Here is a 21,822-nt window from a genome sequence, read left to right as displayed (position 1 = left end):
GGCTGATGTCTGAATTTATTACGGTAGCTCGCCCCTACGCCAAAGCAGCTTTTGACTTTGCCGTTGAACACCAGAACGTTGATCGCTGGCAGAACATGCTGGCGTTTGCCGTCGAGGTAACTAAGAACGAACAAATGGCAGAGCTTCTCTCTGGCGCATTAGCGCCGGAAACGCTCGCTGAGTCGTTTATCGCAGTCTGCGGTGAGCAACTGGACGAAAACGGTCAGAACCTGATTCGGGTAATGGCTGAAAACAATCGTCTGAACGCGCTCCCGGATGTTCTTGAGCAGTTTATTCACCTGCGTGCAGCCAGTGAGGCTATCGCAGAGGTAGACGTCACTTCTGCAACCGCATTAAGTGACGAACAGCTTACGAAAATCAGCGCTGCGATGGAAAAACGTCTGTCACGCAAAGTGAAGCTGAATTGCAAAATCGATAAGTCTGTAATGGCAGGCGTAATCATCCGTGCGGGTGATATGGTCATTGATGGCAGCGTACGCGGCCGTCTTGAACGCCTTGCAGACGTCTTGCAGTCTTAAGGGGACTGGAGCATGCAACTGAATTCCACCGAAATCAGCGAACTGATCAAGCAGCGCATTGCTCAGTTCAATGTGGTGAGCGAAGCTCACAACGAAGGTACTATTGTTTCTGTAAGTGACGGTGTTATCCGCATCCACGGCCTTGCCGATTGTATGCAGGGTGAAATGATCTCCCTGCCGGGTAACCGTTACGCTATCGCCCTGAACCTCGAACGCGACTCTGTCGGTGCGGTGGTAATGGGTCCGTACGCTGACCTTGCCGAAGGCATGAAGGTGAAATGTACGGGTCGTATCCTGGAAGTTCCGGTTGGCCGTGGCCTGCTGGGCCGTGTGCTGAACACGCTGGGTGCGCCAATCGATGGTAAAGGTCCGGTTGATAACGACGGCTTCTCTGCCGTTGAAGCTATCGCACCGGGCGTAATCGACCGTCAGTCCGTAGACCAGCCGGTACAGACCGGTTATAAATCCGTTGACGCCATGATCCCAATCGGTCGTGGTCAGCGTGAACTGGTTATCGGCGACCGTCAGACCGGTAAAACCGCACTGGCTATTGATGCCATCATCAACCAGCGCGATTCCGGCATCAAATGTATCTATGTCGCTATCGGCCAGAAAGCGTCCACCATCTCTAACGTGGTGCGTAAACTGGAAGAGCACGGCGCGCTGGCTAACACCATCGTTGTTGTGGCAACCGCGTCTGAATCCGCTGCACTGCAATACCTGGCGCCGTATGCCGGTTGCGCAATGGGCGAATACTTCCGCGACCGTGGCGAAGATGCACTGATCATTTACGATGACCTGTCTAAACAGGCTGTCGCATATCGTCAGATCTCCCTGCTGCTCCGTCGTCCGCCAGGACGTGAAGCTTTCCCGGGCGATGTATTCTACCTCCACTCCCGTCTGCTGGAGCGTGCTGCGCGTGTTAACGCCGAATACGTTGAAAACTTTACCAAAGGTGAAGTTAAAGGGAAAACTGGCTCGCTGACCGCGCTGCCGATTATCGAAACGCAGGCTGGTGACGTTTCCGCGTTCGTTCCGACTAACGTAATTTCGATTACCGATGGTCAGATCTTCCTGGAATCCAACCTGTTTAACGCCGGTATTCGTCCTGCGGTTAACCCGGGTATTTCCGTCTCCCGTGTAGGTGGTGCAGCGCAGACCAAGATCATGAAAAAACTGTCCGGTGGTATTCGTACCGCACTGGCACAGTATCGTGAACTGGCGGCGTTCTCCCAGTTTGCATCTGACCTCGACGATGCTACGCGTAAACAGCTCGATCACGGTCAGAAAGTAACTGAACTGCTGAAACAGAAACAGTATGCGCCGATGTCCGTTGCGCAGCAGTCTCTGGTGCTGTTCGCGGCAGAACGTGGTTATCTGGCTGATGTCGAACTGGCGAAAATCGGTAGCTTTGAAGCCGCTCTGCTGGCTTACGTCGACCGTGATCACGCTCCGCTGATGCAAGAGATCAACCAGTCCGGTGGCTATAACGACGAAATCGAAGGCAAGCTGAAAGGCATCCTCGATTCCTTCAAAGCAACCCAATCCTGGTAACGTCTGGCGGCCTGTCTTAGGGCAGGCCGTAAGGCATTGAGGAGAAGCTCATGGCCGGCGCAAAAGAGATACGTAGTAAGATCGCAAGCGTCCAGAACACGCAGAAGATCACTAAAGCGATGGAAATGGTCGCCGCTTCCAAAATGCGTAAATCGCAGGAGCGCATGGCGGCCAGCCGTCCTTATGCAGAGACCATGCGCAAAGTGATTGGTCACCTTGCAAACGGTAATCTGGAATATAAGCACCCGTACCTGGAAGAACGCGACGTTAAGCGCGTGGGCTACTTGGTGGTGTCTACAGACCGTGGTCTGTGTGGTGGCTTGAACATCAACCTGTTCAAAAAATTGCTGGCGGATATGAAAGCATGGTCCGATAAAGGCGTTCAGTGCGATATCGCAATGATCGGCTCTAAGGGCGTGTCATTCTTCACTTCTGTCGGCGGCAACATTGTCGCGCAGGTCACTGGCATGGGAGATAACCCTTCCCTGTCCGAACTGATCGGCCCGGTAAAAGTGATGTTGCAGGCCTACGATGAAGGCCGTCTGGACAAGCTTTATATTGTTAACAACAAGTTTATCAACACCATGTCTCAGGTTCCGACCATCACTCAGCTGCTGCCGCTGCCCGCGTCAGAAGATGATGAGCTGAAGCGTAAATCCTGGGATTACCTGTATGAACCCGATCCGAAAGCGCTGCTGGATACCCTTCTGCGCCGCTACGTAGAATCTCAGGTTTATCAGGGTGTGGTAGAAAACCTGGCCAGCGAGCAGGCCGCGCGTATGGTGGCGATGAAAGCCGCTACCGATAATGGCGGCAGCCTGATTAAAGAGCTGCAGTTGGTATACAACAAAGCTCGTCAGGCCAGCATTACTCAGGAACTCACCGAAATCGTCGGTGGCGCGTCTGCGGTATAACCAGGTTAATACGTAGAGGATTCAAGATGGCAACTGGAAAAATTGTCCAGGTAATCGGCGCTGTAGTTGACGTCGAGTTCCCTCAGGATGCGGTACCAAAAGTGTACGACGCTCTTGAGGTACAGAATGGTAATGAGCGCCTGGTGCTGGAAGTTCAGCAGCAGCTTGGCGGCGGTATTGTACGTACTATCGCGATGGGTTCTTCTGACGGCCTGCGTCGCAGCCTGGACGTCACCAACCTCGAACACCCGATTGAAGTCCCGGTAGGTAAAGCTACCCTGGGCCGCATCATGAACGTACTGGGCGAACCGGTAGACATGAAAGGCGACATCGGCGAAGAAGAGCGTTGGGCTATCCACCGCGCAGCACCTTCCTATGAAGAGCTGTCAAACTCGCAGGAACTGCTGGAAACCGGTATCAAAGTTATCGACCTGATGTGTCCGTTCGCGAAGGGCGGTAAAGTCGGTCTGTTCGGTGGTGCGGGCGTAGGTAAAACCGTAAACATGATGGAGCTGATCCGTAACATCGCGATCGAGCACTCCGGTTACTCTGTGTTTGCGGGCGTGGGTGAACGTACTCGTGAGGGTAACGACTTCTACCACGAAATGACCGACTCCAACGTTATCGACAAAGTATCGCTGGTGTATGGCCAGATGAACGAGCCGCCGGGAAACCGTCTGCGCGTAGCGCTGACCGGCCTGACCATGGCGGAGAAATTCCGTGACGAAGGTCGTGACGTTCTGCTGTTCGTTGATAACATCTACCGTTACACCCTCGCCGGTACGGAAGTATCCGCACTGCTGGGCCGTATGCCTTCTGCGGTAGGTTACCAGCCGACGCTGGCGGAAGAGATGGGCGTTCTGCAGGAACGTATCACCTCCACCAAAACCGGTTCTATCACTTCCGTACAGGCAGTATACGTACCTGCGGATGACCTGACTGACCCGTCACCAGCCACCACCTTTGCGCACCTTGATGCAACCGTGGTACTGAGCCGTCAGATCGCGTCTCTGGGTATCTACCCGGCCGTTGACCCGCTGGATTCCACCAGCCGTCAGCTGGACCCGCTGGTGGTTGGTCAGGAACACTACGACACCGCGCGTGGCGTTCAGTCTATCCTGCAACGTTATCAGGAACTGAAAGACATCATCGCCATCCTGGGCATGGATGAACTGTCTGAAGAAGACAAACTGGTGGTAGCTCGCGCACGTAAGATCCAGCGCTTCCTGTCCCAGCCGTTCTTCGTGGCAGAAGTATTTACCGGTTCTCCGGGCAAATACGTCTCCCTGAAAGACACCATCCGTGGCTTTAAAGGCATCATGGAAGGCGAATACGATCACCTGCCGGAGCAGGCGTTCTACATGGTCGGTTCCATCGACGAAGCCGTGGAAAAAGCCAAAAAACTTTAACGCCTTAATCGGAGGGTGATATGGCAATGACTTACCACCTGGACGTCGTCAGCGCAGAGTTACAAATGTTCTCTGGTCTGGTCGAGAAAATCCAGGTAACGGGTAGCGAAGGTGAACTGGGTATTTTCCCCGGTCACGCCCCGCTGCTCACCGCCATTAAGCCTGGTATGATCCGCATCGTAAAACAGCACGGTCATGAAGAGTTTATCTACCTGTCCGGCGGCATTCTTGAAGTGCAGCCTGGCAGCGTGACCGTACTGGCTGATACCGCGATTCGCGGCCAGGATCTCGACGAAGCGCGAGCACTGGAAGCGAAACGGAAGGCTGAAGAGCATATTAAAAGCTCTCATGGTGACGTGGATTACGCTCAGGCATCTGCGGAACTGGCCAAAGCGATCGCAAAACTGCGCGTTATCGAATTGACCAGAAAAGCGATGTAACACCGGCTTGAAAAGCATAAGCCAGTCTGGTTTTTCCAGGCTGGCTTTTTTTATGGTTCGCGCTGGATATATATGGATTTTAAATCAATGAGTTAAAAATATTTTTCCCACCGCCGCATCTGTTTGTCATGTTTTCAACACGATGTTATTTTACCCCTCGTTACTATTTCACACCCAAAATAATTCAAGCTACAGGAAGGCGAGTTGGCACTTACAGCAGCAAGTGACCAGGATAACCAAGCCCATGCAGCCTGAAGTATGACGGGTACACTCGTCATTTTATGAAGGATCATAACATGTCATTCAAACCCTTTTTCGCTGGCCCACAACCGGCGCTGGGCACCGATCGCGCCACCTTTATTCGCCGTGTTTATTTGCATCTTGCCGCTGCGGTGATGGGCTTTATCGTCCTTAGCTGCATACTGATGTTAAGCGGTATCGGCGACGTCATGCTCGGCATTCTCATGTCTGGCGGCAATATGGGCTGGCTGGTGGTGCTTGGCGCATTTATGCTGATCAGCGTGCTGGCGACCCGTCTGGCCGATAACGCCGACTCTAACCAGACCCAGTTAACAGGGCTTGGCATTTACGTACTGGCTGAAGCGCTGATTTTCGCGCCGATGCTGACGCTGGCAGCGTATATCGACCCGGCAATCATTGGCGCAGCCGCGATCACCACCTTGTTGCTGGTGGGTGGCCTGACGTTTACCGCCTTCACGACCAAAAAAGATTTTTCGTTTATGGGCTCGTTCTTAACGATGGCGGGCTTTATTGCGCTTGGTGCGATCATTGCCAGCGTGCTGTGTGGCTTCTCGCTCGGCGTCTGGTTCAGTGCGGCGATGGTATTACTGTGTGCAGGTTTCATCCTGTATGACACTTCAAAAATTATCCACCATTATCCGACCAATCGCCCGGCTGGCGCGGCGCTGCATCTGTTTGCTTCCATCGCCACCATGTTCTGGTATGTGCTGCGTATTTTTATGTCGCGCAATTAACTGTCATAAAACCAAAAAACCAGCGCCATCACGCTGGTTTTTTTATGCTTTCTTTGTGTGTAAAAAGAACAACAAAAACAATCGGTTTAACTGAAGAATCACTCTGAATGATAAAATTCATGCGGTAAATTACCGTCCGGTCACCGATAATCATCCCACAACCTGTTCTCGCTGCGCACTTTATCCGCGCTTCATTTTATTGCGCAAAATATGTAGAGTTTTCAACGGGAAAGTTATTTACTTCATACTTACATTACAGTCAGGACGCGTATGGCAAACAATGCGATGAGCGTAGTGATCCTTGCAGCAGGCAAAGGCACGCGCATGTATTCCGATCTTCCTAAGGTATTACACACCCTGGCAGGCAAGCCGATGGTGCAGCATGTCATTGATGCCGCTAATCATTCCGGCGCCGATCGGGTTCATCTGGTCTATGGTCACGGTGGCGATCTGCTGAAGCAAACGCTGCGTGATGACAATCTGAACTGGGTGCTACAGGCAGAACAGCTGGGTACGGGCCATGCGATGCAGCAGGCCGCGCCGTTTTTTGCCGACGACGAAGATATTCTGATGCTGTATGGCGACGTACCGCTGATCTCGACAGAAACCCTACAGCAACTGCGTGATGCAAAACCGCAGGGTGGAATTGGGCTGCTGACCGTTAAGCTGGACGATCCGACGGGCTATGGCCGCATCACCCGCGACAACGGCAACGTGACCGGTATCGTTGAACATAAAGATGCCAGCGACGAGCAGCGCCAAATCCAGGAAATCAATACCGGTATCCTGATTGCCAACGGCGCGGACTTAAAACGTTGGCTGGCAAAGCTGACCAACAACAACGCGCAGGGCGAATACTACATCACCGATATCATCGCGCTGGCATATCAGGAGGGCTGCGAGATTGCCGCCGTCCATCCGCAGAGACTGAGCGAAGTGGAAGGCGTCAACAACCGCCTGCAACTCTCCCGTCTGGAGCGCGTTTATCAAACCGAGCAGGCCGAAAAACTGCTGCTGGCAGGCGTTATGCTGCGTGATCCGGCGCGTTTTGATCTCCGTGGCACCCTGTCGCACGGGCGTGATGTGGAAATTGATACTAACGTTATCATTGAAGGCAACGTCACGCTGGGTCACCGCGTAAAAATTGGCGTGGGCTGCGTGATCAAAAATGCGGTGATTGGCGACGACTGCGAAATCAGCCCGTACAGCGTGGTGGAAGATGCCCATCTGGAAGCGGCCTGTACTATCGGTCCGTTTGCCCGCCTGCGTCCTGGTGCGGAACTGCTGGAAGGCGCGCACGTTGGCAACTTTGTCGAAATGAAAAAAGCGCGTCTGGGTAAAGGCTCAAAAGCCGGTCATCTGACTTACCTGGGCGATGCGGAAATTGGCGACAATGTAAATATCGGCGCGGGGACCATCACCTGTAACTACGATGGGGCGAACAAATTTAAAACGATCATCGGCGACGATGTCTTTGTCGGCTCTGACAGCCAACTGGTTGCGCCGGTCAGGGTGGGGAACGGGGCGACCATCGCCGCCGGAACGACCGTCACCCGTGACATCGCTGATGATGAACTGGTCTTAAGCCGCGTGCCGCAGGTCCATAAACAGGGCTGGCAGCGCCCGGTAAAGAAAAAGTAATTTTTATGCCGGAGCAATCCGGCAACCAGGGTTGAGGGGATAAACATATATCCCCCGCCCGCAAGCAGTACCTATAAAAATAACCCCACTCTCTACAAGGCTCGGGGCGCCCGGAAAACGGGTATACAGGTTGACCGACAACGCATGGCGTAAAGCCAAAATCGGAATCAAAAACTATGTGTGGAATTGTTGGCGCTATCGCGCAACGTGATGTAGCGGAAATCCTTCTCGAAGGTTTGCGTCGTCTGGAATACCGTGGCTATGACTCTGCGGGTCTGGCAGTGGTTGATGCACAAGGTCATATGACCCGCCTGCGCTGCCTCGGTAAAGTGCAAATGCTGTCACAGGCAGCGGAAGAACATCCGCTGCACGGCGGAACCGGTATTGCTCACACCCGCTGGGCAACGCACGGTGAACCTTCAGAAACGAATGCGCATCCGCATGTTTCTGAACACATTGTGGTGGTGCATAACGGCATCATCGAAAACCACGAACCGCTGCGTGAAACGCTGAAAGCGCGCGGCTATACCTTCGTTTCTGAAACCGACACCGAAGTGATCGCTCACTTAGTTCACTGGGAGCTGGAACAGGGCGGTACGCTTCGCGAAGCGGTGCTGCGCGCGATCCCGCAACTGCGTGGCGCATACGGCACGGTGATCATGGATACTCGTCATCCTGACACGCTGCTGGCGGCCCGTTCCGGTAGCCCGCTGGTGATTGGTCTGGGTATGGGCGAAAACTTTATCGCCTCTGACCAGCTTGCCCTGCTGCCGGTGACGCGCCGCTTTATCTTCCTCGAAGAGGGCGATATTGCCGAAGTGACTCGCCGCTCCGTCGCTATTTTTGATAAATCCGGCGCGGAAGTGAAACGCCCGGACATCGAATCTAATCTGCAATATGACGCGGGCGATAAAGGCATTTATCGCCACTATATGCAGAAAGAGATCTACGAGCAGCCGAACGCTATCAAAAATACCCTCACCGGACGCATCAGCCACGGCGAAGTGGATTTAAGCGAGCTGGGGCCGAACGCTAACGATCTGTTGGCGCAGGTTGAGCACATTCAGATCATCGCCTGTGGCACCTCGTATAACTCCGGGATGGTTTCCCGCTACTGGTTTGAATCGTTGGCCGGTATTCCGTGCGATGTCGAAATCGCTTCAGAATTCCGCTACCGCAAATCCGCCGTGCGTCGTAACAGCCTGATGATCACCCTGTCACAGTCCGGCGAAACGGCGGACACTCTGGCGGGCTTACGCCTCTCCAAAGAGCTGGGTTATCTTGGCTCGCTGGCGATTTGTAACGTGCCTGGCTCTTCGCTGGTGCGCGAATCCGATCTGGCGATGATGACCAACGCGGGTACGGAAATCGGCGTGGCATCGACCAAAGCCTTCACCACCCAGTTAACCGTGCTGTTGATGCTGGTGGCGAAACTGGCGCGTCTGAAAGGTCTGGATGCCTCCGTTGAGCACGACATCGTGCACGGCCTGCAGGCGCTGCCAAGTCGCATCGAACAGATGCTGTCGCAGGACAAACGCATTGAAGCGCTGGCGGAAGATTTCTCCGACAAGCATCACGCGCTGTTCCTCGGACGTGGCGATCAGTATCCCATTGCGCTGGAAGGCGCACTGAAGCTGAAAGAAATCTCCTACATTCACGCGGAAGCCTACGCCGCAGGCGAGCTGAAACACGGCCCGCTGGCGCTGATTGACGCCGACATGCCGGTGATTGTGGTCGCGCCGAACAACGAACTGCTGGAAAAACTGAAATCCAACATCGAAGAAGTTCGCGCGCGCGGCGGTCAGCTGTACGTCTTCGCCGATCGGGATGCCGGATTCAGCAGCAGCGACAATATGCACATCATTGAAATGCCGCACGTAGAAGACGTCATCGCGCCGATCTTCTACACCGTGCCGTTGCAGTTACTGGCCTACCACGTCGCGCTGATCAAAGGCACCGACGTCGATCAGCCGCGTAACCTGGCGAAATCGGTGACGGTGGAATAAGTTTAATTATGCCCCACGTAATGTGGGGCATTTACCCGCGCTGTGCTACATTTTTAATCGATCTCTTCCTGACGGTAACCGTCATTTTCCGGCTGATTCTGCCGTCATAAAAATAAATTTTCATCGCAATCTTTTGGTAACAAAAACATTTAAGTGAATGATTTTAAATGTTTTTAATTAATCATTTTTTCCCTGGATTTGTTTGTCATAAAACTGTCATATTTCGTACATTTAACTGTCACCTGTTTGTCCTATTTTGCTCATCGTAGCCACTTAACAATGATTTACGAATCTTGCAGGAGACATTATGAACGTTATGCGTACCACTGTCGCAACGGTTGTCGCCGCGACCTTATCCATGAGCGCTTTCTCTGCTCTGGCAGCAGCAAGCCTTACCGGTGCTGGCGCAACTTTTCCTGCGCCGGTGTATGCCAAATGGGCAGATACCTACCAGAAAGAGACCGGTAGCAAAGTCAACTACCAGGGTATCGGCTCCTCCGGTGGCGTAAAACAGATTATTGCGAATACTGTCGATTTCGGTGCTTCTGACGCGCCGCTGTCCGACGAAAAACTTCAGCAGGAAGGCCTGTTCCAGTTCCCGACCGTCATCGGCGGCGTGGTGCTGGCGGTTAATATTCCGGGGCTGAAATCCGGCGAGCTGGTGCTGGACGGTAAAACCCTCGGCGACATCTATCTCGGCAAAATCAAGAAATGGGATGATGCCGCCATCACCAAACTGAACCCTGGCCTGAAACTGCCTTCGCAGAACATCGCCGTGGTGCGCCGCGCGGACGGCTCCGGTACGTCCTTCGTCTTCACCAGCTACCTGGCGAAAGTGAACGAAGAGTGGAAATCCAAAATTGGCTCTGGTTCCACCGTTAACTGGCCGACCGGTCTCGGCGGTAAAGGTAACGACGGGATCGCGGCGTTCGTGCAGCGTCTGCCTGGCTCTATCGGCTACGTAGAATATGCTTACGCCAAGCAGAACAACCTGGCCTACACCAAACTGGTTTCCGCTGACGGCAAACCGGTCAGCCCGACCGAAGAAAGCTTCGCTAACGCCGCTAAAGGCGTGGACTGGAGCAAATCCTTCGCCCAGGACCTGACCAACCAGAAAGGCGACGACGCGTGGCCGATTACCTCCACCACCTTCATTCTGATCCACAAAGAGCAGAAGAAACCGGAGCAGGGCGCGGAAGTACTGAAGTTCTTCGACTGGGCCTTCAAAGACGGCGCGAAACAGGCTAATGACCTGGATTACGCCAGCCTGCCGGACAACGTGGTTGAGCAGGTTCGTGCGGCATGGAAAACCAACGTCAAAGACAGCAGCGGTAAAGCGTTGTACTAATATACCCGTCATACTTCAAGCTGCAGGACAAAATGGCTACGCCGCCTGCCTGCAACTCGAATTATTTAGGGTATAGAACATATTGACGAAAATGGCGGGTGGCGATAATGCTACCTGTCAATTTCGTAAAACGTCTTTAACTGAAGAGTGATTTATGGCTGCAACCAAGCCTGTTTTTAACCCACCGGGTAAAAAGGGTGACATGATCTTCAGCGCGCTGGTAAAACTGGCTGCGCTGATTGTGCTATTGATGCTGGGCGGCATCATTGTCTCCCTGATCATCTCCTCCTGGCCGAGTATCCAAAAGTTTGGCTTCTCGTTCCTGTGGACCAAAGAGTGGGATGCACCTAACGATATTTACGGGGCGCTGGTACCCATCTACGGTACGCTGGCGACCTCCATTATTGCCCTGCTGATTGCCGTTCCCGTTAGCTTCGGCATTGCGCTGTTCCTGACCGAGCTGGCCCCCGGCTGGCTGCGTCGCCCGCTCGGTATCGCCATTGAGCTGCTGGCGGCAATCCCCAGCATCGTTTATGGCATGTGGGGGCTGTTTATCTTTGCCCCGCTGTTCGCCACATATTTTCAGGAGCCGGTCGGCAACGTCCTTTCCAACATCCCGTTTGTTGGCGCGCTGTTCTCTGGCCCGGCGTTTGGCATCGGTATTCTCGCGGCGGGCGTGATCCTCGCCATCATGATTATTCCCTACATCGCGGCAGTCATGCGTGATGTCTTCGAACAAACCCCGGTAATGATGAAAGAGTCGGCCTACGGCATCGGCTGCACCACCTGGGAGGTGATCTGGCGCATTGTTCTTCCGTTCACCAAAAATGGGGTGATTGGCGGCATTATGCTGGGGCTGGGTCGCGCGCTGGGCGAGACGATGGCCGTCACCTTTATCATCGGGAACACCTACCAGCTCGACAGCGTTTCTCTCTACATGCCTGGCAACAGCATCACCTCCGCGCTGGCGAATGAGTTTGCCGAAGCAGAATCCGGCCTGCACGTTGCGGCGCTGATGGAACTGGGACTGATCCTGTTTGTGATCACCTTTATCGTGCTGGCAATCTCTAAATTCATGGTGATGCGACTGGCGAAAAACGAGGGGACTCGCTGATGGCAACGCTTGAAATGCAAACCCCGGCTGCGCTGGCGGAATCACGCCGCAAAATGCAGGCGCGTCGGCGGTTGAAAAACCGCATCGCCCTGACGCTCTCAATGGCGACGATGGCCTTCGGTCTGTTCTGGCTGATCTGGATTTTAATGTCCACCCTGACGCGCGGCTTTGACGGCATGTCGCTGGCCCTGTTTACCGAAATGACGCCGCCACCGAATACAGCAGGTGGCGGTCTGGCGAACGCGCTGGCGGGCAGCGGCCTGTTAATTCTGTGGGCGACGGTCTTCGGCACGCCGCTCGGCATCATGGCCGGGATTTATCTGGCGGAGTACGGGCGTAAATCCTGGCTGGCAGAGGTCATCCGCTTTATTAACGATATTCTGCTTTCCGCGCCCTCTATCGTGGTCGGTCTGTTTGTGTATACCGTCGTGGTGGCGCAGATGCAGCATTTTTCCGGCTGGGCAGGCGTTATCGCGCTGGCGCTGTTACAGGTGCCGATTGTTATCCGCACCACCGAAAACATGCTTAAGCTGGTGCCGGATAGCCTGCGTGAAGCGGCCTACGCGCTCGGCACGCCGAAGTGGAAGATGATCTCTGCCATTACGCTTAAAGCCTCGGTTTCCGGCATCATGACCGGCATCCTGCTGGCGATTGCGCGTATTGCGGGGGAAACCGCGCCGCTGCTGTTTACCGCGCTCTCCAACCAGTTCTGGAGCACCGATATGATGCAGCCTATCGCCAACCTGCCGGTGACGATTTTCAAATTTGCGATGAGTCCGTTTGCCGAATGGCAGCAACTGGCCTGGGCTGGCGTACTGATTATCACCCTGTGCGTACTGCTGCTGAACATTCTGGCGCGCGTGATTTTCGCGAAGCAGAAACACGGTTAATTTTTACGGCGTGGCAACGCGCGACGCCGAATAATAGCCTACCAGGATAGGCTTTAAGGAACGAGATAAAGATGAGTATGGTAAACACGGCTCCGGGTAAAATTCAGGTTCGCGATTTGAACTTCTACTACGGTAAATTCCATGCCCTGAAAAACATCAACCTGGACATTGCGAAAAACCAGGTGACGGCGTTCATCGGGCCGTCCGGCTGCGGCAAATCGACGCTGCTGCGCACATTCAACAAAATGTTTGAGCTGTACCCGGAACAGCGGGCGGAAGGTGAAATTCTGCTGGATGGTGAGAACATCCTCAACCACGCCCAGGATATCGCTCTGCTGCGCGCCAAAGTCGGCATGGTCTTTCAGAAGCCGACGCCGTTCCCGATGTCGATTTACGACAACATCGCCTTTGGCGTGCGCCTGTTTGAGAAACTCTCCCGCGCCGATATGGACGAACGCGTGCAGTGGGCGTTAACCAAAGCCGCGCTGTGGAATGAAACCAAAGATAAACTGCATCAGAGCGGCTACTCGCTCTCCGGCGGCCAACAGCAGCGCCTGTGCATCGCGCGCGGTATTGCCATTCGCCCGGAAGTGCTGCTGCTTGACGAGCCGTGTTCAGCGCTGGACCCGATCTCCACCGGACGCATTGAAGAGCTGATCACCGAACTGAAGCAGGATTACACCGTGGTGATCGTCACCCACAATATGCAGCAGGCAGCGCGCTGTTCCGATCACACCGCGTTTATGTACCTGGGCGAACTGATCGAGTTCAGCGACACGGACGCCCTGTTCACCCGCCCTGCGAAGAAACAAACAGAAGACTATATCACCGGTCGCTACGGTTGATTCAGGAGTGCGTTATGGACAGTCTCAATCTTAATAAACATATTTCCGGCCAGTTCAACGCTGAACTGGAGCACATCCGCACCGAAGTGATGACGATGGGCGGCCTGGTGGAACAGCAGCTTTCGGATGCGATCACCGCGATGCACAATCAGGACAGCGAGCTGGCGAAGCGTGTGGTTGAAGGTGACAAGCAGGTCAACATGATGGAAGTTGCCATCGACGAAGCCTGCGTGCGCATCATCGCCAAACGCCAGCCAACGGCGAGCGACCTGCGCCTGGTGATGGCGATCATCAAAACCATCGCTGAACTGGAGCGTATTGGTGACGTGGCGGATAAAATCTGCCGCACCGCGCTGGAGAAATTCTCTTCCCAGCACCAGCCGCTGCTGGTCAGTCTTGAGTCGCTGGGCCGCCACACCGTGCAAATGCTGCATGATGTGCTGGATGCCTTTGCGCGGATGGATCTCGACGAAGCGGTGCGTATTTACCGCGAAGACAAAAAAGTGGATCAGGAATACGAAGGCATCGTGCGCCAGCTGATGACCTACATGATGGAAGATCCGCGTACCATCCCCAGCGTGCTGACCGCGCTATTCTGCGCGCGCTCTATTGAACGTATCGGCGACCGCTGTCAGAACATCTGCGAGTTTATTTTCTACTTCGTGAAGGGACAGGATTTCCGTCACATTGGCGGGGATGAGCTGGATAAACTGCTGGCAGGCAGAGATCCGAAAGAGTGATCAATCGTTCGCCGGGCGCTCGCCCGGCGAACGTCTTGCCCGCATCACAAGCGGGTGACGTCGCCGCCCAATTTCGTGCAACTGCGGGTGATCCTTAACATCATCGCTGAACCGCTGAATTAGCCCCGGAAAAAAGCTGCTGCGCCAGCGCGTCAATATCGTCGTACTGCCACAGTTTTTCCCGCCACGCCGATGGAATGCCGTCCACGCCGTAAAACGCGCCCGCCAGTTGACCGACGATGGCGGCGGTAGTATCCGCGTCGTCGCCGAGATTGGCTGCCAGCAGAATAGTCTGTTCGAAATCTTCACCGTGATAAAAGCACCACAGCGCCGCTTCCAGGCTTTGCACGCAGTAACCGGTGCCGTGAATGGCGGAGCGCGGCTTCTGGCGGTAGCTGCCTCTGGCGATCTCCAGCAGCGCAGGCTGGGCGGGCAATTCGTCGATATCGGTCAAAATGGCGGCTTTATCTTTCCCGCTGAGCGCGTTCAATAAATATTGCGCGAACAGACGGCAACTGGCGACGGCCTCCGGGGCCGCGTGGGTGGTGCGCGACGAGGCTTCTGCGTAGTGAATCGCCTGCGCGCGGTCAGGCCAGTAGTACAGCACCGCCGGGGCGAGGCGCATCAGAGAGCCGTTACCCGCGGTATCCGGCGCTTGCGATCCGGCCCAGGGATCGCCGTCGAGCGCAAACTTACCCAGCGCTCGCGCGACGGTGCCGCCAATATCGAAACATTCCCCCGTCGAGCTGAAATAGCCCCAGCGCCACCAGTTCAGGTAGCGGTTCATCTGGTCTTTCGCATCGAACCCCTGACAAGTAACCAGACTTTGCGCGAGGCACAGCGCCATGGACGTATCGTCCGTCCACTGGCCGACTTTAAGATTAAAAGGGCCGCCACCCTGCATGGTGGTCAGCGGCGTAAAGCTATCTTTAGGGCGGAACTCTACGGTGGTGCCAACCGCGTCGCCGCTGGCCAGTCCCAGCAAACAGCCCTGAAAACGCGCCAGTAAATCCGGCATAACGGTCACTCCTTAAATATGAATCCCGATCAGGATAAATCTGCCCATAATCGCAGTTTGCCGCATTTCAGGCAGCGAAACAGATAACCCTGACAATCCCCGCCGTCGCGCAGGTATTTCGCCAGATCCTGCGGATGCAAACCGAAGTTGGCGCAGTCTTCTTCCAGGCTGGCGAAGTCGTCGAGTTTATCTTTAATTTCATCCCAGCCCACATAGCCGATGAAAGCGCAGAAATCGTCGCAGTGGGTCAGCCAGTGGCTGCCCTGCCAGCTACTAAAACCGGGCGTGCGTTCCGTCAGTTCTTTCAGTCTTTCAGCGGGATAAGGATTTTTAACGTCTAAAAATTCGCCTTCATCGTCCCACTCAATCTTGACGCCTTCAATATCGGATTCATCCTGAAAGCTGCCCGCAAATTTTTCCGCCGCCGAACCGTCGGCAATACACCATGGGCAAAGATGTCCGGGTTTGTTTTGCGCGTAGAATGAATTCGCGTAATAAATGTCCGTTGGCTGCTCGCAGCAGCCGCAGGTGACGGTTTTATCCTGAGTAAACGCGCCGGTTTCCAGCGGCTGGGGGTGATATCTGAAGGCGGGTAGCGGCTTATGGCTCATAAAAACATCCTGTTAGTTAACGCGATCGTTAAGACACGTTAAAGCAACCCGTTGAGGATAACCAGCCCGCTTTTCGTGATATATCACAAAAAGAAATAATCGCATTTGTTATTATTCTCACGATAACCATTCTGCAAGGATACGCGTATGAAAACCCTTCCTCTTACCCTCGCCGTTACGCTGGCGCTCAGTTCTTTCACCCTTCAGGCGCAGGCCGATCTGCCCGGACCCGGCGAGAACGCGCCGGTAAATCAATACATTACCAGGGTTAATCCCGATAAAACCGTCACCTTCCGGCTATGGGCACCGAATGCGAAAAAGGTGAACGTCGTGACGGGCGCAACCGATGAAAGCCACGCCCGCCATGAGATGCAAAAAGACGAGCGCGGCGTCTGGACGTGGAAATCGTCAGCGATGACGCCCAATATGTATGAGTATTTTTATGAGGTAGACGGATTACGCATCGCCGATCCCGGCCGCGCGAACGTCAAACCGCAGCGCCAGGTCAACACCAGCCTGCTTCTGGTGCGGGGCAGCATCCTGGATGCGCGTAACGTGCCGCATGGGGATGTGAATATACTCACCTACCATTCAAATGAACTGAATACCGAGCGTCATATTTATGTCTGGACGCCGCCTGGCTACAGCCCGGCGGAGGATCCTTTACCGGTACTGTATTACTACCACGGTTTTGGTGACACCACGCTTTCCGCCATCAGCCAGGGCCGCGTGCCACAAATTATGGATAACCTGTTAGCGGAAGGAAAAATCAAACGGATGCTGGTGGTGGTGGCTGAAACCGAAACCGATACGCCGCAAACGACGCCAGAAAACTACCGTTACGGTGACATCCGCTCGCAGTTTTACCACCCTAACGCCACCCTCGCCGACCGGGAACTTATCCACGATATCATTCCGCTAATCAGCCAGCGTTACAACGTGCGTAAAGACGGCGCGGGCAGAGCGATTGCCGGACTTTCACAGGGCGGCTATCAGGCGGAACTTTCAGCGCTGAAGCACCCGGAAAGCTTTGGCTGGCTGGGGCTGTTTAGCGCCGTCACCACCGTCACCGTGCCCGATCAAACCGTGGCCCAGCGGCTGAACGATCCGCAGTCGGTGAATCAGCAACTGCGGAACTTCACGCTGGTGATTGGTGAAAAAGACGAAGTGACGGGCAAAGACATTAAAGGACTGAAAGCGATGCTGGATGAAAAAGGCATCAACTATCACTATAAAGTCTACCCGGATTTGGGGCATGAAATGGACGTCTGGCGTCCGGCCTATGCGAATTTTGTGCAGACGCTTTTTAAATAACCTGCCCGCGCTCATGCCGCGCTGAAGGTCTAAACGAACAGCTTCAGCGCGGCGAGGCGCTTCAGCGCTTCCGTCAGTTTGTCATCTTCAGCCGTCAGGCTGACACGAACATATCCTTCTCCTCCCGCACCGAAACCGTGACCGGGCGCGACCAGTACCTGCGCCTGCGTCAGCAGATATTCGGTGAACCGCTGGGCGCTATAGCCCGCGGGCACGGGCAGCCACAGGAAAAAGGTGCCCTGATGATCCTCCACCGGCCAGTGCATTTTGTGCAGCGCGTCCAGCACCCGACGGCGGCGGCGATGATAAACCGCCACCAGCGCCGTTACCTCTTCAGCAGGAAGCTCCAGTGCAGTAATGGCCGCATCCTGCACCGCGCCAAACACCGTGCTGAAACTGTGGGTGTGCAGTTTTTTAAACGCGGCGATGACAGAAGCATTGCCTGCTGCAAAACCAAAGCGCCAGCCCGCCATCAAAAAGGTCTTCGACAGCGTATAAATCTCAACGCCCCACGCTTTGCCTTCCGGCCTCGACAGCAAACTTAACGGTTTTTCTTCCGCATGGCTGCCAATGGCGGCATAGGCAAAATCGTGAACCAGCGGAATATGCCAGCGCTGCGCAAAGGCCAGCGCTTCATCAAAGAGCTGCGGCGTGGCAATCGCGCCGGTCGGATTATGCGGATAATTTAGCATCAGCAGCCCCGCCGCCTGCGCTACCTCGTCCGGCACGCGGGAAAAGTCCGGGAGAAACTGGCGCGCGGCGTCAAGAGGAATGCCGTAAAAGCGGGCCTGCGCCTGGGTGGCAGCGGAACGGTAAATGGGATAACAGGGATCGGTAGAAATCAGAAACTGACCGGGATTAAGCAGCGCTCTTGGCAGCCCGCCGACGGCAATATGCGCGCCCTGAAATACGGCGATCTCACTCTCTGGATCAAGCGCAACGCCATACTGCCGCTGATAAAAATCGGCGATCGCCTGACGCAGCGCGGGCTTTCCCCAGAACGAGGGATAATCATGGTTTACCGTTTGTGCCGCTGCGGCCTGTAACGTCGCCACTACCGCAGGCGGCGTCGGCTGGCGCGGACTGCCGGAAGAGAGATCGATAAGCGGGCGCTGTGAAGTATCGATTTGCGCCGCCATTTTTTCCAGCGCGCTGAACAGATTCTCTTCTAACTGATTAACGAGCTGTGACGCAGAAAAATCAGGCATAATTTTCCTGAGAATAAAAGAGAGAAAAAGTGACTATCGCATAACGACTCCAGGCGGGAAATAAATTAACGCAGAATGCATTGTATTAAATTCACTATACATAGATGTAATATGCAATAACACAATTCGGATATTCTTAGTACAAAAAAGACATAGGCATTCGCGCCCGATATCTTCTCATGCCTTGCTCACCTGTGATTTAATCAAATATATCCTGTGAAATTGTTGGAGAGTTGATTTTAATGCGCAACCCATTGCTACGCGGAGTTATTTTAGCAGTTTTAGCTTCAGCAACCTTTTTTTCAGCGGCCCACGCCGAGGATAAACTCATTCGGGTAGGGTTTAATCCTGGCCCTTATAAAGAACAATTTCAGCAGGGTGTGGCACCTTATCTCGAAAAGAAAGGGTACAAAGTTGAATATAAAGATTTCAGCGACGGCATTCAGGTCAACGACGCGGTGAGTCGCGGCGATATTGAAGCTAACATCATGCAGCATCCCGTCTATCTGAAATCGGTCAACGAACGGCTGGGCATTGATAACGTCGGCATTGTTCAGGTGCCGACGCCGCCGATGGGATTGTACGGCGGTAAGCTTAAAACGCTGGATACGCCAAAGCCCGGCACGGTCATTTCCGTTCCTAACCAGGCTCCCAATGAGTATCGCGCCGCGCTGGTGCTGCAAAGTCTCGGCTGGCTGAAAATCCGTGCCGATAGCGACCCGGCAACGTTCTCACAAAAATTCATCAGCGAGAACCCGTATAAAATCGTGCTCAAAGAGATGGATAACGCCCAGCAGGTGCGCGCCCTGCCGGATGTGGATTACGGCCTGATTCAGGGGAATTTCGCTGTCTCCAGCGGGATGAAACTCAACTCAGCCCTGAAGCTGGAGCAGCCCACCAGCCAGTTTATCAATGTGGTCACCGTGGCCGGTAAAAATAAAAACGCCGCATTTGCCAAAGATATTATTGCCGGATACCACTCAGATGAATTCAAAAATTACATTCGCACGCATCAGCAATATGAAGGCTATTTACAGCCAGATTATCTCAAATGAGCCAGGGTATTATCGAGTTTCGCCAGGTCGCTAAAACCTTTTCGCGCAAGGGGGAGCATTTACGTGCCCTGGATAATATTAACCTCACTATTCAGAAGGGTGAAATATTTGGTGTGATTGGCGCAAGCGGGGCGGGAAAAAGCACCCTGCTGCGCTTAATCAATCATCTTGAAACGCCGAGCGAAGGCGATGTGCTGGTGAACGGCGTTTCACTGCAAGGCGTGCGTAAGAAACAGCTTAATGCGGTAAAGAAAGATATCGGTATGATCTTTCAGCACTTCAATTTGCTTAATTCCCGCACGGTATTTCACAACGTGGCGATCCCGCTGATTTTACAGGGACGGGATAAATCCTTTATTCGCGAGCGGGTTAACGAACTGCTGGCCTTCGTTAACCTTAGCGATAAAGCGCAGCGTTATCCCGATGAGCTTTCCGGCGGGCAAAAGCAGCGCGTCGGCATTGCCCGCGCGTTAGCCACCAACCCCTCTGTTTTACTGTGCGATGAGGCGACTTCCGCGCTGGACCCGCATACCACGGTGCAGATTTTGCTGCTGTTGCAGGAGATTAACCAGCGTTATGGCATCACCATTGTCCTGATCACCCATGAGATGTCGGTGGTGCAAAAAATTTGCCATAAAGTGGCGGTGATGGCGCAGGGAAAAATCGTTGAGCAGGGCGACGTGCTTGCGCTATTTGGCCAACCGCAGAACGCGGTCACCGCCAGTTTTGTCCAGTCGGTGATCCACGACCGGCTACCGGCGCAGACGCTGGCCAGAATTAAACAGCAGCCCGCAAGCCGGGCGCTGCGGCTGGAGTTTGTGGGCAACACGGCGCAGCAGCCGATTATCCATCGCCTTATCCGCGAGTATCCGGTAGAGGTCAACATCCTGTTTGCCAGCATGTCGGAAGTTCAGAGCACCATTCTCGGTTTTATGATTGTGCAATTAAGCGGCGAGCCAGAACAGCTTGCGGCGGCGACGCGCTATCTCCATCAGGCAGGAGTGAAAATCAGCGATGTTTGAATTCTTTGATACGGCGGTCACCAGCGACCAGTTTCTGCTGGCGCTTCACGACACGCTACTGATGATTAGTATCTCACTGGGCTTTGGCTCGCTGATCGGTATTCCGCTGGGGATCGTGCTGGTGGTCTGTCGCCCCGGCGGCATTTTGCCGAATCGCGTGGTGCATCAGGTTCTCAACCCGATCGTCAACATCCTGCGTTCGCTGCCGTTCATTATTTTGCTGATCGCTATTTTGCCGCTCACCCGTTGGCTGGTGGGCACGACCATCGGCACGGCGGGCGCGATTGTTCCGCTGGTGGTCTTCATTGCGCCCTATATTGCACGGCTGGTGGAGAGTTCTTTGCTGGAGGTGGACGACGGCATTCTGGAGTCGGCCAATGCAATGGGAGCCAGCGCGCTGCAAACCATCTGGCACTTCATGCTGCCGGAGGCCGCATCGTCGTTAATTCTCGCGCTTACCACCGCCACTATCGGTCTGCTGGGCGCGACCGCGATGGCCGGAACCGTCGGCGGCGGGGGAATTGGCGATTTGGCGATTACCTACGGATATCAGCGCTTTGACGCGTTTGCCACCCTCTCAACCGCCATCGTGCTGATTATCATCGTGCAACTTTTACAGACACTCGGCACACGCCTTGCGCGCCGGGTGCGTCGCGAATAACCCTCTACAGGAGTGAATGACTATGCCAGTCGTTGAAAGTTTTACCCTTGATCACACCAAAGTCATCGCCCCTTACGTGCGGGTAGCGGGTCTTGAACGCCATCCGAAAGGCGGCGTGGTGCAGAAATTCGATCTGCGCTTCCTGCAACCGAACGTTTCGGCGATCCCGACGGCGGCTCTGCACACGCTTGAGCACCTGCTGGCGTTCGGGCTGCGTGAGGAACTGGACGGGGTGATCGACATTTCCCCGATGGGCTGCCGCACCGGTTTTTATCTGATCCTCTGGGATGAGCGCGAACCGAAAACCATTGCCACGGCCTTAACTCGCGTGCTGCAACGGGTGGTGGACGCGACGACCGTGCCGGCGGTGAGCGCCCTGGAGTGCGGCAACTATCGTGACCACTCGCTGTTCTCCGCCAAAGAATATGCGCGTCAGGTGCTGGACCAGGGGATCAGCACCGATGCCTTCGTCCGGCAGTTATAAACCGTGATTGCCCT

21 protein-coding genes are annotated in these 21,822 nt (G+C 54.5%); 18 read left to right on the top strand and 3 right to left on the bottom strand.

All coding sequences use genetic code 11. The annotated features are described in order from the left end of the window. Window positions 1-5 precede the first annotated feature (5 nt). The 13 genes from atpH (at window position 6) to phoU (ending at window position 14,435) form a co-directional block, all read left to right on the top strand. Window positions 6-539 carry a F0F1 ATP synthase subunit delta gene (gene atpH / locus RT197_RS17215; RefSeq protein ID WP_312952367.1) on the top strand — a complete coding sequence of 178 codons (534 nt, stop codon included), beginning with the start codon at window positions 6-8 and terminating at the stop codon, window positions 537-539. Between the two features lie 12 nt (window positions 540-551). Further along, window positions 552-2,093 (top strand): F0F1 ATP synthase subunit alpha, encoded by a 1,542-nt coding sequence (gene atpA, locus RT197_RS17210; RefSeq protein ID WP_312952366.1) that lies wholly within the window; start codon window positions 552-554, stop codon window positions 2,091-2,093. 50 nt (window positions 2,094-2,143) lie between these two features. Beyond that, a complete protein-coding gene (gene atpG / locus RT197_RS17205; RefSeq protein ID WP_312952365.1) occupies window positions 2,144-3,007 on the top strand; it encodes a F0F1 ATP synthase subunit gamma in 864 nt (287 codons plus the stop codon). A 26-nt stretch (window positions 3,008-3,033) separates the two neighbouring features. Further along, window positions 3,034-4,416, top strand: a complete 1,383-nt coding sequence (atpD, locus tag RT197_RS17200; RefSeq protein ID WP_312952364.1) for a F0F1 ATP synthase subunit beta — start codon at window positions 3,034-3,036, stop codon at window positions 4,414-4,416. A gap of 20 nt (window positions 4,417-4,436) precedes the next feature. After that, window positions 4,437-4,856 (top strand): F0F1 ATP synthase subunit epsilon, encoded by a 420-nt coding sequence (locus RT197_RS17195; protein WP_312952363.1) that lies wholly within the window; start codon window positions 4,437-4,439, stop codon window positions 4,854-4,856. Between the two features lie 296 nt (window positions 4,857-5,152). Further along, window positions 5,153-5,851, top strand: a complete 699-nt coding sequence (locus tag RT197_RS17190; protein ID WP_312952362.1) for a Bax inhibitor-1 family protein — start codon at window positions 5,153-5,155, stop codon at window positions 5,849-5,851. Between the two features lie 270 nt (window positions 5,852-6,121). Further along, window positions 6,122-7,492 (top strand): bifunctional UDP-N-acetylglucosamine diphosphorylase/glucosamine-1-phosphate N-acetyltransferase GlmU, encoded by a 1,371-nt coding sequence (gene glmU / locus RT197_RS17185; protein WP_312952361.1) that lies wholly within the window; start codon window positions 6,122-6,124, stop codon window positions 7,490-7,492. A gap of 176 nt (window positions 7,493-7,668) precedes the next feature. Continuing rightward, a complete protein-coding gene (gene glmS, locus RT197_RS17180) occupies window positions 7,669-9,498 on the top strand; it encodes a glutamine--fructose-6-phosphate transaminase (isomerizing) (RefSeq protein ID WP_312952360.1) in 1,830 nt (609 codons plus the stop codon). A 307-nt stretch (window positions 9,499-9,805) separates the two neighbouring features. Beyond that, window positions 9,806-10,846: a phosphate ABC transporter substrate-binding protein PstS gene (pstS, locus tag RT197_RS17175; protein ID WP_312952359.1), complete on the top strand. Its 1,041-nt coding sequence runs from the start codon at window positions 9,806-9,808 to the stop codon at window positions 10,844-10,846. A gap of 154 nt (window positions 10,847-11,000) precedes the next feature. After that, on the top strand, window positions 11,001-11,960 hold the full coding sequence (gene pstC / locus RT197_RS17170) for a phosphate ABC transporter permease PstC (RefSeq protein WP_312952358.1): 960 nt from the start codon (window positions 11,001-11,003) through the stop codon (window positions 11,958-11,960). Further along, window positions 11,960-12,850, top strand: a complete 891-nt coding sequence (gene pstA, locus RT197_RS17165; protein WP_312952357.1) for a phosphate ABC transporter permease PstA — start codon at window positions 11,960-11,962, stop codon at window positions 12,848-12,850. The genes pstC and pstA overlap by 1 nt, the downstream gene beginning before the upstream one ends. A 71-nt stretch (window positions 12,851-12,921) precedes the next feature. After that, window positions 12,922-13,695, top strand: coding sequence for a phosphate ABC transporter ATP-binding protein PstB (gene pstB, locus RT197_RS17160; protein WP_312952356.1), 774 nt, complete (start codon window positions 12,922-12,924; stop codon window positions 13,693-13,695). A 14-nt stretch (window positions 13,696-13,709) separates the two neighbouring features. After that, window positions 13,710-14,435, top strand: coding sequence for a phosphate signaling complex protein PhoU (gene phoU / locus RT197_RS17155; RefSeq protein WP_312952355.1), 726 nt, complete (start codon window positions 13,710-13,712; stop codon window positions 14,433-14,435). Window positions 14,436-14,535: 100 nt separating this feature from the next. Here phoU and RT197_RS17150 read toward each other — a convergent pair whose 3' ends face one another. After that, on the bottom strand, window positions 14,536-15,453 hold the full coding sequence (locus tag RT197_RS17150; RefSeq protein ID WP_312952354.1) for an ADP-ribosylglycohydrolase family protein: 918 nt from the start codon (window positions 15,451-15,453) through the stop codon (window positions 14,536-14,538). Between the two features lie 29 nt (window positions 15,454-15,482). Then, on the bottom strand, window positions 15,483-16,064 hold the full coding sequence (gene cbrC / locus RT197_RS17145) for a PF03691 family colicin E2 tolerance protein CbrC (RefSeq protein ID WP_312952353.1): 582 nt from the start codon (window positions 16,062-16,064) through the stop codon (window positions 15,483-15,485). Window positions 16,065-16,211: 147 nt separating this feature from the next. On the opposite strand from cbrC, the gene RT197_RS17140 reads away from it, so the two are divergent. Next, window positions 16,212-17,378, top strand: a complete 1,167-nt coding sequence (locus tag RT197_RS17140; RefSeq protein ID WP_312952352.1) for an esterase — start codon at window positions 16,212-16,214, stop codon at window positions 17,376-17,378. Between the two features lie 29 nt (window positions 17,379-17,407). Here RT197_RS17140 and RT197_RS17135 read toward each other — a convergent pair whose 3' ends face one another. After that, a complete protein-coding gene (locus RT197_RS17135; protein ID WP_312952351.1) occupies window positions 17,408-18,586 on the bottom strand; it encodes an aminotransferase class I/II-fold pyridoxal phosphate-dependent enzyme in 1,179 nt (392 codons plus the stop codon). Window positions 18,587-18,828: 242 nt separating this feature from the next. On the opposite strand from RT197_RS17135, the gene RT197_RS17130 reads away from it, so the two are divergent. Genes RT197_RS17130 through RT197_RS17115 form a run of 4 tightly spaced genes read left to right on the top strand, consistent with a single transcriptional unit; the run spans window position 18,829 to window position 21,808 of the window. Beyond that, entirely contained in the window at window positions 18,829-19,641 is an 813-nt protein-coding gene (locus RT197_RS17130; protein WP_312952350.1) for a MetQ/NlpA family ABC transporter substrate-binding protein, read from the top strand. An 8-nt stretch (window positions 19,642-19,649) separates the two neighbouring features. Then, the gene (locus RT197_RS17125) at window positions 19,650-20,663 is read left to right on the top strand and encodes an ATP-binding cassette domain-containing protein (protein WP_312952387.1); all 1,014 of its coding nucleotides are present in this window, start codon (window positions 19,650-19,652) and stop codon (window positions 20,661-20,663) included. Then, window positions 20,656-21,324: a methionine ABC transporter permease gene (locus RT197_RS17120; RefSeq protein ID WP_312952349.1), complete on the top strand. Its 669-nt coding sequence runs from the start codon at window positions 20,656-20,658 to the stop codon at window positions 21,322-21,324. Before RT197_RS17125 ends, RT197_RS17120 begins: the two co-directional genes overlap by 8 nt. Before the next feature lie 22 nt (window positions 21,325-21,346). After that, window positions 21,347-21,808, top strand: a complete 462-nt coding sequence (locus RT197_RS17115; RefSeq protein ID WP_312952348.1) for an S-ribosylhomocysteine lyase — start codon at window positions 21,347-21,349, stop codon at window positions 21,806-21,808. Window positions 21,809-21,822 lie beyond the last annotated feature (14 nt).

This window comes from Superficieibacter sp., from assembly GCF_032071645.1.
In the GTDB taxonomy this organism is placed as follows: Bacteria; Pseudomonadota; Gammaproteobacteria; order Enterobacterales; family Enterobacteriaceae; genus Superficieibacter.
Note: the sequence above shows the minus strand (reverse complement) of the source record. Positions and strands in the feature narration are given on the sequence as shown.